10 protein-coding genes, 2 tRNA genes, 2 rRNA genes, 1 other RNA gene and 1 other annotated feature are annotated in these 14641 nt (G+C 54.9%); of the genes, 14 read left to right on the forward strand and 1 reads right to left on the reverse strand.

All coding sequences use genetic code 11. The annotated features are described in order from the left end of the window. Positions 1-125: 125 nt before the first annotated feature. The 3 genes from pdxS (at position 126) to serS (ending at position 3183) form a co-directional block, all read left to right on the forward strand. Complete coding sequence (pdxS, locus tag NSQ51_RS00085; protein ID WP_033008824.1) at positions 126-1010, forward strand: pyridoxal 5'-phosphate synthase lyase subunit PdxS; 885 nt, start codon at positions 126-128, stop codon at positions 1008-1010. Between the two features lie 24 nt (positions 1011-1034). After that, positions 1035-1625 (forward strand): pyridoxal 5'-phosphate synthase glutaminase subunit PdxT, encoded by a 591-nt coding sequence (gene pdxT, locus NSQ51_RS00090; RefSeq protein ID WP_121650134.1) that lies wholly within the window; start codon positions 1035-1037, stop codon positions 1623-1625. A 9-nt stretch (positions 1626-1634) separates the two neighbouring features. Then, positions 1635-1855: a binding site (T-box leader), on the forward strand. 53 nt (positions 1856-1908) lie between these two features. Then, positions 1909-3183 (forward strand): serine--tRNA ligase, encoded by a 1275-nt coding sequence (serS, locus tag NSQ51_RS00095; RefSeq protein ID WP_033014225.1) that lies wholly within the window; start codon positions 1909-1911, stop codon positions 3181-3183. A 236-nt stretch (positions 3184-3419) separates the two neighbouring features. Here serS and NSQ51_RS00100 read toward each other — a convergent pair whose 3' ends face one another. Beyond that, positions 3420-4706, reverse strand: a complete 1287-nt coding sequence (locus tag NSQ51_RS00100) for a glycoside hydrolase family 18 protein (RefSeq protein ID WP_033014224.1) — start codon at positions 4704-4706, stop codon at positions 3420-3422. 86 nt (positions 4707-4792) lie between these two features. Here NSQ51_RS00100 and tadA point away from each other — a divergent pair, with 86 nt between their 5' ends. The 11 genes from tadA (at position 4793) to NSQ51_RS00155 (ending at position 14430) form a co-directional block, all read left to right on the forward strand. Then, complete coding sequence (gene tadA, locus NSQ51_RS00105) at positions 4793-5275, forward strand: tRNA adenosine(34) deaminase TadA (RefSeq protein ID WP_047817618.1); 483 nt, start codon at positions 4793-4795, stop codon at positions 5273-5275. 53 nt (positions 5276-5328) lie between these two features. Beyond that, positions 5329-5593: signal recognition particle sRNA large type (gene ffs, locus NSQ51_RS00110), an RNA gene on the forward strand. 210 nt (positions 5594-5803) lie between these two features. Then, positions 5804-7486, forward strand: coding sequence for a DNA polymerase III subunit gamma/tau (gene dnaX / locus NSQ51_RS00115; protein WP_049625375.1), 1683 nt, complete (start codon positions 5804-5806; stop codon positions 7484-7486). Positions 7487-7510: 24 nt separating this feature from the next. After that, on the forward strand, positions 7511-7837 hold the full coding sequence (locus NSQ51_RS00120) for a YbaB/EbfC family nucleoid-associated protein (protein WP_033008838.1): 327 nt from the start codon (positions 7511-7513) through the stop codon (positions 7835-7837). Between the two features lie 9 nt (positions 7838-7846). After that, complete coding sequence (gene recR, locus NSQ51_RS00125) at positions 7847-8443, forward strand: recombination mediator RecR (RefSeq protein ID WP_033008839.1); 597 nt, start codon at positions 7847-7849, stop codon at positions 8441-8443. A gap of 23 nt (positions 8444-8466) precedes the next feature. Continuing rightward, positions 8467-8691: a YaaL family protein gene (locus tag NSQ51_RS00130; RefSeq protein ID WP_033008840.1), complete on the forward strand. Its 225-nt coding sequence runs from the start codon at positions 8467-8469 to the stop codon at positions 8689-8691. Positions 8692-8763: 72 nt separating this feature from the next. Further along, positions 8764-9030, forward strand: coding sequence for a pro-sigmaK processing inhibitor BofA family protein (locus tag NSQ51_RS00135; protein WP_049625376.1), 267 nt, complete (start codon positions 8764-8766; stop codon positions 9028-9030). Positions 9031-9284: 254 nt separating this feature from the next. Next, a 16S ribosomal RNA gene (locus NSQ51_RS00140) occupies positions 9285-10843 on the forward strand. Positions 10844-11165: 322 nt separating this feature from the next. Then, positions 11166-11239 (forward strand) — tRNA-Ile (locus NSQ51_RS00145). An 8-nt stretch (positions 11240-11247) separates the two neighbouring features. Beyond that, positions 11248-11323, forward strand: a tRNA-Ala gene (locus NSQ51_RS00150). 179 nt (positions 11324-11502) lie between these two features. Continuing rightward, positions 11503-14430: ribosomal RNA gene (locus NSQ51_RS00155) — 23S ribosomal RNA — on the forward strand. The 16S and 23S rRNA genes sit together here with 2 tRNA genes alongside, the layout of an rRNA operon. Positions 14431-14641 lie beyond the last annotated feature (211 nt).

A 14641-nucleotide genomic window follows, 5' to 3' on the forward strand; every position in this document is an offset into this window, starting at 1 on the left:
GCTCCCCGGTTAAGGGGAGCTTTTTTCCATTGTGATTTTTGTAAAAATTGAGGTAAAATGAAACAGTGGAATCATCCTTTTGCGTATATAGCAAAGCATAAGGATAGGAACAGGGGGAATCAACGTTGGCATTGACAGGTACAGACCGCGTCAAACGCGGCATGGCGGAAATGCAAAAAGGCGGCGTCATTATGGACGTCGTCAATGCGGAGCAAGCGAAGATTGCTGAGGCGGCAGGGGCTGTCGCAGTCATGGCGCTCGAGCGCGTCCCGGCAGACATTCGCGCCGCTGGCGGTGTCGCGCGCATGGCTGATCCGACGATCATTGAAGAAGTGATGAACGCTGTATCAATCCCAGTCATGGCAAAAGTGCGCATCGGGCATTATGTGGAAGCGCGCGTCCTTGAGGCGCTCGGCGTCGACTATATTGACGAAAGTGAAGTATTGACGCCGGCTGATGAAGAGTTCCATATTGACAAACGGCAGTTTACGGTCCCATTTGTATGCGGTTGCCGCGACTTAGGAGAGGCCGCCCGCCGCATTGCTGAAGGGGCATCGATGTTGCGGACAAAAGGGGAGCCAGGGACAGGAAACATCGTCGAGGCCGTTCGCCATATGCGCAAAGTCAACGCGCAAATCCGCAAAGTTGTCAGCATGAGCGAAGACGAACTTGTCGCCGAGGCGAAACAGCTTGGGGCTCCGGTTGAAGTGCTGCGTGAAATCAAACGGCTTGGCCGCCTCCCGGTCGTCAACTTCGCCGCTGGCGGTGTCGCGACACCAGCTGACGCCGCGCTCATGATGCACTTAGGCGCCGACGGTGTCTTCGTTGGTTCGGGCATTTTTAAATCGGAAAATCCGGAAAAATACGCTCGTGCGATCGTTGAAGCGACGACTCATTATGAAGACTATGAGCTGATCGCCCATCTATCGAAAGGGCTGGGCGGCGCAATGCGCGGCATCGATGTCGCGACACTGCTGCCGGAGCATCGGATGCAAGAACGAGGCTGGTAAGCCGGACAAAGGAGCAAGATCACAATGAAAATAGGTGTACTTGGACTGCAAGGAGCTGTGCAGGAACATGTCCGCGCCATCGAGGCGTGCGGCGCCGAGGCGGTCGTCGTGAAGAAACCGGAGCAGCTTTCGGGACTCGACGGACTCGTGCTCCCGGGCGGCGAAAGCACAACAATGCGGCGCCTCATGGACCGGTACGGATTGATGGAGCCATTGAAGCAATTTGCCGCTGATGGCAAGCCGATGTTTGGGACATGCGCCGGGCTCATTTTGCTGGCGAAACGAATCGTCGGGTATGATGAGCCTCACTTAGGCCTGATGGATATTACGGTCGAGCGGAACTCGTTTGGGCGGCAGCGGGAAAGCTTTGAGGCGGAGCTGTCGATCAAGGGGAGTGGCGACGGGTTTGTCGGCGTCTTCATCCGTGCTCCGCACATTGTCGAGGTCGGCGACGGGGTCGATGTCCTCGCGACATACAATGACCGCATTGTCGCGGCCCGGCAAGGCCAGTTTCTTGGTTGCTCGTTCCATCCAGAGCTGACCGACGATCATCGATTGATGCAATACTTTCTCAACATGGTCAAAGAAGCGAAAATGACGTCAAGCCTTAAGTGAAGTGATCAAGCGAAAGCGATGAGAGGAACAAGCAGCAGACCCCCTTTCTTTCAGAGAGCCGGTGGGTGGTGCAAACCGGCAGGAAGCGCCTGTGAATCCATCCTCGAGCAAAACGTTGAACGCCAAAGCGGGTCAGTAGGCGTTTTCGGTAGCCGCCGTGAACGGCAAAAAGGGAAGGCATCGCAAGCCTTCAATAAGGGTGGCACCGCGGGGTCGCTCCCGTCCCTTTTGGGGACGGGGGCTTTTTTATGTATAATATTGAATGGAAAAGGAGGTAAAAGCCATGCTGGATGTGAAAATATTGCGCGCCCAGTTTGAAGAAGTGAAAGAAAAACTAATGCAGCGCGGCGGAGATTTGGCGAACATCGACCGGTTTGAACAGTTGGACAAAGAACGCCGCCGTTTGATTGCTGAGGTGGAAGAGCTAAAAAGCAAACGCAATGATGTGTCGCAGCAAATTGCCGCCCTTAAGCGCGAGAAAAAGGATGCGGAGCCGCTGATCGTCCAAATGCGCGAAGTCGGCGACCGCATTAAGCAAATGGATGAGCACATTCGCCAACTGGAAGAGGAACTCAACGCCCTGTTGTTATCGATTCCAAATATTCCGCATGAATCCGTACCGGTCGGCCAGTCGGAAGAGGACAATGTCGAAGTGCGGAGATGGGGGGAGCCGCGTTCGTTTTCGTTTGAACCGAAACCGCATTGGGATATCGCCGACCAGCTTGGTCTGCTTGATTTTGAGCGGGCGGCTAAAGTGACAGGAAGCCGGTTTGTGTTTTATAAAGGGTTGGGCGCCCGGCTTGAGCGGGCGTTAATCAACTTTATGCTTGACATCCATCTCGATGAATTCGGCTATGAAGAAGTACTGCCCCCCTATTTGGTGAACCGGGCAAGCATGATTGGAACCGGGCAATTGCCGAAATTTGCCGAGGATGCGTTTCATTTGGACAGCGAAGACTATTTTCTCATTCCGACAGCGGAAGTGCCGGTGACGAACTTGCATCGCGATGAAATTTTATCTGCAGATGATTTGCCGCTTTACTATGCAGCGTACAGCGCCTGTTTCCGCGCTGAAGCTGGTTCGGCCGGCCGCGACACAAGAGGGCTCATCCGTCAGCATCAGTTCAACAAAGTGGAGCTTGTTAAGTTTGTCAAACCGGAAGATTCATACGAGGAACTGGAAAAATTGACACGGCAGGCGGAAACGATTTTGCAACGGCTCGGGCTTCCGTACCGCGTTGTCGCCTTGTGCACGGGTGATCTCGGCTTTTCAGCAGCGAAAACATACGATATTGAAGTATGGCTGCCAAGTTACGGAACGTACCGGGAAATTTCGTCGTGCAGCAACTTTGAGGCGTTTCAAGCGCGCCGTGCCAACATCCGCTTCCGTCGCGATCCAAAAGCGAAACCGGAGTACGTGCATACATTAAACGGTTCGGGGCTAGCCATTGGGCGGACGGTCGCCGCCATTTTGGAAAACTACCAGCAAGAAGATGGATCGGTCATCATCCCAGAGGCGCTCCGCCCATACATGGGAAACCGGGACGTCATCCGTTAAAATCGTTGGTTGACTTTTCCCGGCAGCCGTGTTATAGTGAATGACGTTGGCGACGGAGAAAAAGAGGCGGCGGACGCCGGCCTCGAATGCTTCTCTGCCAAAGCGATAAAGAACAGTACTGACGCGCATAAGAGGAGATTGTCATCTGGAACGGCTGATCGGAATCGCCGTTTCCAGCCATAAAAAAACCCGCCGGGAGAAAGGCGGGTTTTTTTATCTCTTTGGCGCGGGCGGCCTTATCTTTTGACGACTGCAAACTGGTCAGAAAGGAGCAGCCAGTTTTGCGGGAAATCGAAGCCCAGTTTCCAATAGCTGACTCCGCGCAGGCCAAGTTCTTTCACGAGATTGAATTTTGCCTGAATGGAGCGGGCGTCCTCAAACCATACTTCGTGCTCGCGCCCGTTTTCATCGCGGTAGCGAAAATGCGGCGCCTGCGCCTCGGTGTCGTATTCAATCGCGACGTTATACCTCGCGGCGAGGGCGATGGCCTGCTGCGGGCTGATGGCGCGGGCGTACGGTCCGCCCGGTACGTACGGCAGTGTCCAATCATAACCATACAAATTTTGCCCCATTAAAATCTTTCCGGGAGGCATTTCCGAGACGGCGTACTTGAGGACACGGCGGACAGGGCCGATGGGGGAGACCGGCATCGGCGGACCGCCGCTATAGCCCCACTCATACGTCATTATGACGACAAAGTCGGCAATTTGTCCATGGGCGCGGTAGTCATGGGCTTCGTACCAACGTCCGCGCTGGGTGGCGCTCGTTTTTGGCGCCAGGGCGGTCGACATCATCCATCCTTCCCGTTCAAATCGCCGTTTCGCTTTGCGCAAAAACGCATTATACGCCTCACGGTCTTCCGGGCGCAAATATTCAAAATCAAAATGGATGTCGCGGAAGCCATACCGTCTGGCGGTGGCGACAATGTTGTCGAGTAGACGATTTTGCAGCGTTTCATTCGTCAAAATAAGCGCGCCCAGCTCGTCGCTGAACTGCCCGTTTTCAATGTTGGCGACAACCATCACGAGCGTGACGCGGTTGGCGCGGGCGATATCCGGAAAGTCGTCAAGCGGCGGCTCTTGCAATGTCGCGTCGCGCCGAATGGCAAAATAAAAGGGACTTAAATACGTTAAATGTGGAGCGGCTTCGCGGGCGCTTGCTTCCAACGCCGGACTGACGGTCGCACCGCGCGGTTCAATATAGGCGTTAAACTCCGCTCTCCGCTTGGCTCCGGGCGGAATGTAAAGACGCTGGCCGACCCGCAATGGCGCATTTAACGAGAGGCGGTTCACTTCCGCGAGACGCTGCATCGGAATGGAAAACCGGCGGGCAATCGACCATAAACTGTCTCCGGGTTGCACCCAATAAAAACGACCGACGATCGGAATCACGAGCGCCTGACCGACGACAAGACGGTCGGGATTTGGCAGCTTGTTCGCCCGAACAATGTCCTCGACCGTCGTTTCATATGCTTTAGCGATCCCGCTTAACGTTTGTCCTCTCTGTACGACATGGATCTGCATCGCTTGACCTCCTAGTTGCGTCTTCATTCTCCATATTTTATGATGGAAAAGAAAGAGAAATGACCGTTTGTGCAAAGGGGTATATGATGAGCAACGATGAGTATTACATGAAGTTGGCGATTGAAGAAGCAAAAAAAGCTGAACGGATCGGCGAAGTGCCGATCGGGGCCATCATCGTTCAAGACGGCCGCGTCATCGCCCGCGCCCATAATTTACGGGAAACGGAACAGCGCGCGATCGCCCATGCGGAGGTTTTGGCCATTGACGAAGCGTGCCGGGTGACCGGCTCATGGAGGCTTGAACGGGCGGTGTTATACGTGACGCTTGAACCGTGCGCCATGTGCGCGGGGGCCATCGTTCTTTCCCGCATTGAGCGGGTCGTATTTGGAGCTAGCGACCCAAAAGGGGGATGCGCCGGGACGTTAATGAACTTATTGCAGGAAAGCCGGTTCAACCACCAGGCTGAGGTTGCAAGCGGTGTGTTGGCGGAGGAGTGTGGGGCGCTGCTGAGCGGCTTTTTCCGCCGATTGCGCGAACAAAAGAGAAATGTTGGCGGAAGTTCCAACTAAAATTCGGCTTGTGTACATTGCATTTTCCCTATAAACGCGCTATACTGATAGTGCCGTGCTAAGCGGGGAGGTAGCGGTGCCCTGTACTCGCAATCCGCTCTAGCGAGGCTGAATCCCTTCTCGAGGTTAGTCTGTTGTGAGGCCTGTCTCAAGTAAGTGGTGTTGACGTCTGGGTCCCGCGCAATGGGATTCCGTGAACCCTGTCAGGTCCGGAAGGAAGCAGCAGTAAGCGGATGCTCCCATGTGCCGCGGGGGCGCCTGGGCTGAGCCAACTGCTTGAGCAACGCTCGGGGCAGCTAATCGACAGAAGGTGCACGGCCTTACATAAGCAGCAAGAGGGTGTCCCAAAAGCAATGGGACACCCTTTCTTCATTGACAAGATGCAGAGGCAATTTGCTTCGGCAACACGATCATATTGTATCTCTTTTACATAGAGAGACGATCTTTTGGGACAGCCTCTTTTTATTTTAAAATAGGGCAGAACGTTATATAATAGTGGAGATGAGAGGAAGAGGAGGGCCGTTTTCCGTGGCATACCAAGCGTTATACCGTGTTTTTCGGCCGCAGCGTTTCGCGGACATGGTCGGCCAAGAACACGTGACGAAAACGTTGCAAAGCGCCCTGCTTCAACATAAAATATCGCATGCCTACTTATTTTCCGGACCGCGTGGGACAGGCAAAACGAGCGCGGCGAAAGTGTTCGCCAAGGCGGTCAACTGTGAACAGGCCCCGGCGGCCGAGCCGTGCAATGAATGTCCCGCTTGCCTCGGCATTACAAACGGAACGATTCCCGATGTGTTGGAAATTGACGCTGCTTCCAACAACCGCGTCGACGAAATCCGCGACATCCGTGAAAAAGTGAAATTTGCGCCGACCTCGGTTCGTTATAAAGTGTACATTATCGACGAAGTGCACATGCTGTCAATCGGCGCGTTTAACGCGTTGTTGAAGACGCTTGAGGAACCGCCCAAACACGTCATTTTCATTTTGGCCACCACCGAGCCGCATAAAATCCCGGCGACGATCATTTCCCGCTGCCAACGGTTCGATTTTCGCCGCATCCCGCTGGCCTCCATCGTTTCGCGGTTGAAATATGTGGCGAACGCCCAGGGCGTAGAAGCATCCGACGAGGCGCTGTCGGCTATCGCCCGCGCTGCCGATGGAGGGATGCGCGACGCGCTCAGTTTGCTTGACCAGGCGATTTCATTCAGCGATGGGAAGCTTCGGCTTGATGACGTGTTGGCGATGACCGGAGCGGCATCATTTGCCGCGTTGGCTGATTTCATTGCCGCCATTCATCGGAAAGATACAGCGGCTGTTTTGCAACAGTTTGAAGCAATGATGGCGCAAGGAAAAGATCCGAATCGTTTGGTTGAAGATTTGATTTTGTATTATCGCGACTTGTTGCTGTACAAAACGGCCCCTCATGTGGAAGGAGCCATCCAAATTGCGGTCGTTGACGAAGCGTTCACCTCGCTTTCGGAAGCGATTCCTCTTTCCGATTTGTACGGAGCGATTGAGCTGTTGAACAAAAGCCAGCAGGAGATGAAGTGGACGAACCACCCGCGTCTTCTCCTCGAAGTGGCGCTCGTCAAGCTTTGCCATCAGCCAGCGGCTGCTGCTCCATCGCCGAACGCTTCTGAACTTGGGCCATTGATCAAGAGGATTGAAACGCTGGAAATCGAGCTGCGCCGCCTAAAAGAGCAGGCGCCTGCCGTCCCGCCGGAGGCGCCTTCTGCGAAAAAAACGGCGAAAGCGGTGAAAACCGGGGGATATAAAGCACCGGTCGGCCGCATTTACGAATTGTTGAAGCAGGCGACGCATGAAGACTTAGCCTTGGTGAAAGGCCGCTGGGCCGACGTACTTGATGCGCTGAAGCGGCAGCATAAAGTGTCGCACGCCGCTCTCTTGCAGGAGAGTGAACCGGTCGCAGCAAGCGCTTCAGCATTTGTGTTAAAGTTTAAGTATGAAATTCACTGCAAGATGGCGACCGACCCGGCGAGTTCGGTCAAGGAAAATGTCGAAGCAATTTTATTTGACCTGACGAACCGCCGTTTTGAAATGATCGCCATTCCGGAAGAGGAATGGGGGAAAATAAGGGAAGAATTTATCCGCAGCAAAGAAGCGAAAGCGGAAAAAAGCCAGGAAGACCCGTTGATCGCCGAAGCGAAACGGCTGTTTGGCGAGGAATTGATTGAAATCAAAGAATAAACGAATTGAAGGAGGATGCCAACCATGATGCGTGGCGGAATGGGAAATATGCAAAAAATGCTGAAGCAAATGCAGAAGATGCAAAAAGAAATGCAAAAAGCACAGGAAGAGCTGGCAGAAAAAACAGTGGAGGGCACGGCAGGCGGCGGCATGGTGACGGTCATCGCCAACGGCCATAAACAAATTTTAGAAGTGAAAATTAAAGAAGAAGTCGTTGACCCGGACGATATTGAAATGCTCCAGGATTTAGTTTTGGCAGCGACAAACGATGCACTCAAAAAAGCTGATGAGCTGGCCAACGATATGATGGGGCAGTTTACGAAAGGACTCAACATTCCAGGGCTGTTCTAGGGGGAAGCTATGCATTATCCAGAACCGTTATCCAAACTGATTGACAGTTTTATGAAATTGCCCGGAATCGGTCCAAAAACGGCCGCCCGCCTCGCGTTTCACGTGCTGGCGATGAAAGAAGACGTTGTGCTTGAATTCGCCAAAGCGCTCGTCGACGTAAAGCGGCATATTCATTATTGCACGATTTGCGGGCATATTACAGATGCGGACCCGTGCTACATTTGCAAAGACGAACGGCGCGACCGGACGACCATTTGTGTCGTCCAAGACCCGAAAGATGTCATCGCTATGGAGAGAATGAAAGAATACAATGGCTTGTACCATGTGCTGCATGGAGCCATTTCTCCGATGGAAGGCATCGGTCCGGAGGACATTAAGATCGCCGAGCTGCTGGCGCGGCTGCAGGATGAGACGATCCAAGAAGTGATTTTAGCGACTGACCCGAACATTGAAGGGGAAGCGACAGCGATGTATATCTCACGCCTGCTCAAACCAACAGGAATCAAGGTAACCCGCATCGCCCACGGCTTGCCGGTAGGCGGCGATTTGGAATATGCGGACGAAGTGACGTTGTCAAAAGCGTTGGAAGGACGCCGCGAACTGTAGAGAGAAAGAAGGTGGGGATCGGTTTGTTATGGCGGCGGAAGGGGAAATTAAAAAGACAATTTGACGAAAAGTTGATGGCCGAACTGCAACAAGCAAGAGCGGAGTGGTTTGAACAAAAACAGCTCATTGAAAAAAGCGTTGACCCGTCTCGAGAGGTGCTGAGCGCGCTCCAACTGGCGGAGGCCAAGTATTTTTTTCTTCTCCGCGAAGCGAAGCACCGTCGTGTTACACTGAAGGAAGTGCGTTGACTTCCTTTTTTGTTCTTTTTTCCCCAAAGGCGCATATGCTTGTAGTACAAGCATAGAAGGGGGCATGAAACGTTGGAGCCGAAAGTGGTGATTACCGTATTGTCGGCGCTCATTGCCGTGTTGCTCGTTGTTGGCGCCCGCCTTAAGGCGCTTCGCTTTATCGGCCATGCCGCTATCCGCCTGATCGTCGGGGCGCTGGCGCTGTTTGCCATTAACGCGATCGGCGGGCAGTTCAGCATTCATATTCCGATTAACCTTATCACCTCGCTCGTTTGCGGATTTCTTGGCCTTCCAGGGGCTGCGGCATTAATTGTGATTGACCAATATATTCTGTCATGATTCATAATGAAAAGGCATCGTCTAGTCAAAATGCCTTTTCATTTTTTTATGAAAAACTATTGACTTTTGTATAGATATAAAGTATATTAATAAACGTCGCTGTTCATAAAAAACATGTTGACAGCGAATTGAACAGTAATTATAATAATAAAAGTGCGCAACACTAAATCGAAAGCTCCTTGAAAACTAAACAAAACGCAAGCGTCATGAAAAAAACTTCGGCCGCATTGGCCGAAGCAAAAGCCAATCAACTTTCTTTGGAGAGTTTGATCCTGGCTCAGGACGAACGCTGGCGGCGTGCCTAATACATGCAAGTCGAGCGGACCGGATTGAGGCTTGCCTTGATTCGGTCAGCGGCGGACGGGTGAGTAACACGTGGGCAACCTGCCCGCAAGACCGGGATAACTCCGGGAAACCGGAGCTAATACCGGATAACACCGAAGACCGCATGGTCTTCGGTTGAAAGGCGGCCTTTGGGCTGTCACTTGCGGATGGGCCCGCGGCGCATTAGCTAGTTGGTGAGGTAACGGCTCACCAAGGCGACGATGCGTAGCCGGCCTGAGAGGGTGACCGGCCACACTGGGACTGAGACACGGCCCAGACTCCTACGGGAGGCAGCAGTAGGGAATCTTCCGCAATGGGCGAAAGCCTGACGGAGCGACGCCGCGTGAGCGAAGAAGGCCTTCGGGTCGTAAAGCTCTGTTGTGAGGGACGAAGGAGCGCCGTTCGAAGAGGGCGGCGCGGTGACGGTACCTCACGAGAAAGCCCCGGCTAACTACGTGCCAGCAGCCGCGGTAATACGTAGGGGGCGAGCGTTGTCCGGAATTATTGGGCGTAAAGCGCGCGCAGGCGGTCTCTTAAGTCTGATGTGAAAGCCCACGGCTCAACCGTGGAGGGTCATTGGAAACTGGGGGACTTGAGGGCAGGAGAGGAGAGCGGAATTCCACGTGTAGCGGTGAAATGCGTAGAGATGTGGAGGAACACCAGTGGCGAAGGCGGCTCTCTGGCCTGCACCTGACGCTGAGGCGCGAAAGCGTGGGGAGCAAACAGGATTAGATACCCTGGTAGTCCACGCCGTAAACGATGAGTGCTAAGTGTTAGAGGGGTCACACCCTTTAGTGCTGCAGCTAACGCGATAAGCACTCCGCCTGGGGAGTACGGCCGCAAGGCTGAAACTCAAAGGAATTGACGGGGGCCCGCACAAGCGGTGGAGCATGTGGTTTAATTCGAAGCAACGCGAAGAACCTTACCAGGTCTTGACATCCCCTGACAACCCAAGAGATTGGGCGTTCCCCCTTCGGGGGGACAGGGTGACAGGTGGTGCATGGTTGTCGTCAGCTCGTGTCGTGAGATGTTGGGTTAAGTCCCGCAACGAGCGCAACCCTCGCCTCTAGTTGCCAGCATTCGGTTGGGCACTCTAGAGGGACTGCCGGCGACAAGTCGGAGGAAGGTGGGGATGACGTCAAATCATCATGCCCCTTATGACCTGGGCTACACACGTGCTACAATGGGCGGTACAAAGGGCTGCGAACCCGCGAGGGGGAGCGAATCCCAAAAAGCCGCTCTCAGTTCGGATTGCAGGCTGCAACTCGCCTGCATGAAGCCGGAATCGCTAGTAATCGCGGATCAGCATGCCGCGGTGAATACGTTCCCGGGCCTTGTACACACCGCCCGTCACACCACGAGAGCTTGCAACACCCGAAGTCGGTGAGGTAACCCGCAAGGGAGCCAGCCGCCGAAGGTGGGGCAAGTGATTGGGGTGAAGTCGTAACAAGGTAGCCGTACCGGAAGGTGCGGCTGGATCACCTCCTTTCTAAGGGGAAAAGCGAAGGTCGCCCGCCTATCGGCGAAACGCGCTGGAGGGCCTGCGAGGAGGCTGTTGCCGCCGCAGCAGGACCGAAGCGTCGCGAGCCGATGGCGGCCGGAGCTAGACAGTACGAAAAGCGGAGGCGAGTGTTTCGCCGCGATGGGCAAATGTTCTTCGCCTGCAAGGGTGCTTGCACCCGGAAGGCGAAGGTTATTTGACCCCGAGCGGCGGCGAGCCGGAGCTAGACAGAATTTCTTGACAAAACCTATCGGTTTGATTATAATGACGCTTGTCGTTTTGTTTAGTTTTGAGGGAACTTTCCCTCCATGGGCCTATAGCTCAGCTGGTCAGAGCGCACGCCTGATAAGCGTGAGGTCGGTGGTTCAAGTCCACTTAGGCCCATCGGTTGTGGGGCCTTAGCTCAGCTGGGAGAGCGCCTGCTTTGCACGCAGGAGGTCATCGGTTCGATCCCGATAGGCTCCACCACTTTTCTTGATTCGTTCCTTGAAAACTAGATAACCGGAAAAGCGGAGGCGAGCGTTTCGCCGCGATGGGCAAATGTTCTTCGCCTGCAAGGGTGCTTGCACCCGGAAGGCGAAGGTTATTTGACCCCGAGCGGCGGCGAGCCGACGCTAGACAATAAGGAAGAAGCCGAGAGCGCTGTAGGTTAAGCTAGAAAGGGCGCACGGTGGATGCCTTGGCACTAGGAGCCGATGAAGGACGGGGCAAACGCCGAAACGCTCCGGGGAGCTGTAAGCAAGCGTTGATCCGGAGATGTCCGAATGGGGGAACCCACTGTCCGTAATGGGGCAGTATCCATGCCTGAATCCATAGGGCATGGAGGGCACACCCGGGGAACTGAAACATCTTAGTACCCGGAGGAGAAGAAAGCAAACGCGATTCCCTGAGTAGCGGCGAGCGAAACGGGAACAGCCCAAACCAAGAGGCGTGCCTCTTGGGGTTGTAGGACCGCTCATTGTGGGAGTGAGAAAGGAACGGGGTAGACGAACCGGTCTGGAACGGCCGGCCAGAGAAGGTGACAGCCCTGTAGTCGAAACTTCGTTCCCTCCCGAGCGGATCCTGAGTACGGCGGGACACGGGAAATCCCGTCGGAAGCAGGGAGGACCATCTCCCAAGGCTAAATACTCCCTAGTGACCGATAGTGCACCAGTACCGTGAGGGAAAGGTGAAAAGCACCCCGGAAGGGGAGTGAAAGAGAACCTGAAACCGTGTGCCTACAAGTAGTCAGAGCGCGTTCATGCGTGATGGCGTGCCTTTTGTAGAATGAACCGGCGAGTGACGATGGCGTGCGAGGTTAAGCCGAAGAGGCGGAGCCGCAGCGAAAGCGAGTCTGAACAGGGCGAAAAGTACGTCGTCGTCGACCCGAAACCAGGTGATCTACCCATGTCCAGGGTGAAGGCCGGGTAACACCGGCTGGAGGCCCGAACCCACGCACGTTGAAAAGTGCGGGGATGAGGTGTGGGTAGGGGTGAAATGCCAATCGAACTTGGAGATAGCTGGTTCTCCCCGAAATAGCTTTAGGGCTAGCCTCGGGATGGAGAGTGTTGGAGGTAGAGCACTGATTGGGCTAGGGGCCCTCATCGGGTTACCGAACCCAGTCAAACTCCGAATGCCAACGACTTATGCCCGGGAGTCAGACTGCGAGTGATAAGATCCGTGGTCGAGAGGGAAACAGCCCAGATCGCCAGCTAAGGCCCCAAAGTGCACGTTCAGTGGAAAAGGATGTGGAGTTGCAAAGACAACCAGGATGTTGGCTTAGAAGCAGCCACCATTTAAAGAGTGCGTAATAGCTCACTGGTCGAGTGACTCTGCGCCGAAAATGTACCGGGGCTAAACGTGCCGCCGAAGCTGCGGGATGACCGTTGGTCATCGGTAGGGGAGCGTTCTAAGGGCGTTGAAGCCAGACCGGAAGGACTGGTGGAGCGCTTAGAAGTGAGAATGCCGGTATGAGTAGCGAAAACAGAGGTGAGAATCCTCTGCGCCGAAAGCCTAAGGGTTCCTGAGGAAGGTTCGTCCGCTCAGGGTTAGTCGGGACCTAAGCCGAGGCCGAAAGGCGTAGGTGATGGACAACAGGTTGAGATTCCTGTACCACCTCCTTCCCGTTTGAGCGATGGGGGGACGCAGGAGGATAGGGCGAGCAGGCGGCTGGAAGAGCCTGTCCAAGCCGCAAGGCTGATCCGTAGGCAAATCCGCGGATTGTAAGGCCAAGCGGTGATGGCGACGGAGTCATCCGGAAGTCCCCGATTTCACACTGCCAAGAAAAGCCTCTAGCGAGGGAAGAGGTGCCCGTACCGCAAACCGACACAGGTAGGCGAGGAGAGAATCCTAAGGCGCGCGGGAGAACTCTCGTTAAGGAACTCGGCAAAATGACCCCGTAACTTCGGGAGAAGGGGTGCTCGTTTGGGTGAAGAGCCCGAACGAGCCGCAGTGAAAAGGCCCAAGCGACTGTTTATCAAAAACACAGGTCTCTGCGAAGCCGAAAGGCGACGTATAGGGGCTGACACCTGCCCGGTGCTGGAAGGTTAAGGGGAGCGCTTAGCGGAAGCGAAGGTGCGAACCGAAGCCCCAGTAAACGGCGGCCGTAACTATAACGGTCCTAAGGTAGCGAAATTCCTTGTCGGGTAAGTTCCGACCCGCACGAAAGGTGTAACGACTTGGGCGCTGTCTCAACGAGAGACCCGGTGAAATTATACTACCTGTGAAGATGCAGGTTACCCGCGACAGGACGGAAAGACCCCGTGGAGCTTTACTGCAGCCTGATATGGAATTTTGGTATCGCTTGTACAGGATAGGTGGGAGCCTGGGAAGCCGGAGCGCCAGCTTCGGTGGAGGCGGCGGTGGGATACCACCCTGGCGATATTGAAATTCTAACCCGCACCCCTTAGCGGGGTGGGAGACAGTGTCAGGCGGGCAGTTTGACTGGGGCGGTCGCCTCCCAAAAGGTAACGGAGGCGCCCAAAGGTTCCCTCAGAATGGTTGGAAATCATTCGGAGAGTGCAAAGGCACAAGGGAGCTTGACTGCGAGACGGACAGGTCGAGCAGGGACGAAAGTCGGGCTTAGTGATCCGGTGGTTCCGCATGGAAGGGCCATCGCTCAACGGATAAAAGCTACCCCGGGGATAACAGGCTGATCTCCCCCAAGAGTCCACATCGACGGGGAGGTTTGGCACCTCGATGTCGGCTCATCGCATCCTGGGGCTGTAGTCGGTCCCAAGGGTTGGGCTGTTCGCCCATTAAAGCGGTACGCGAGCTGGGTTCAGAACGTCGTGAGACAGTTCGGTCCCTATCCGTCGCGGGCGCAGGAAATTTGAGAGGAGCTGTCCTTAGTACGAGAGGACCGGGATGGACGCACCGCTGGTGTACCAGTTGTCCCGCCAGGGGCACCGCTGGGTAGCTATGTGCGGACGGGATAAGCGCTGAAAGCATCTAAGCGTGAAGCCCCCCTCAAGATGAGATTTCCCACCGCGTCAGGCGGGTAAGATCCCTCGAAGATGACGAGGTCGATAGGTCCGAGGTGGAAGCGTGGCGACACGTGGAGCTGACGGATACTAATCGATCGAGGGCTTAACCTAACAAGAAAAGTGGAGGCCGCCTGCTTATCGGCGAGGCGCGCTGGAGGGCCTGTGAGCGGGCTTAGCCCGCCGCAGCAGGACCGAAGCGTCGCGAGCCGATGGCGGCCGGAACTAGACAGCGAAAAGCGCAGGCGAGCGGCGGCGAGCCGGAGCTAGACAATGAAAAGTGAAAGCGTCCCGGCTTCTTCCTGAAACGGTTATCTAGTTTTCA

Origin of the sequence: Geobacillus sp. FSL K6-0789 (genome assembly GCF_038593135.1) — a bacterium.
GTDB lineage: Bacteria > Bacillota > Bacilli > Bacillales > Anoxybacillaceae > Geobacillus > Geobacillus stearothermophilus.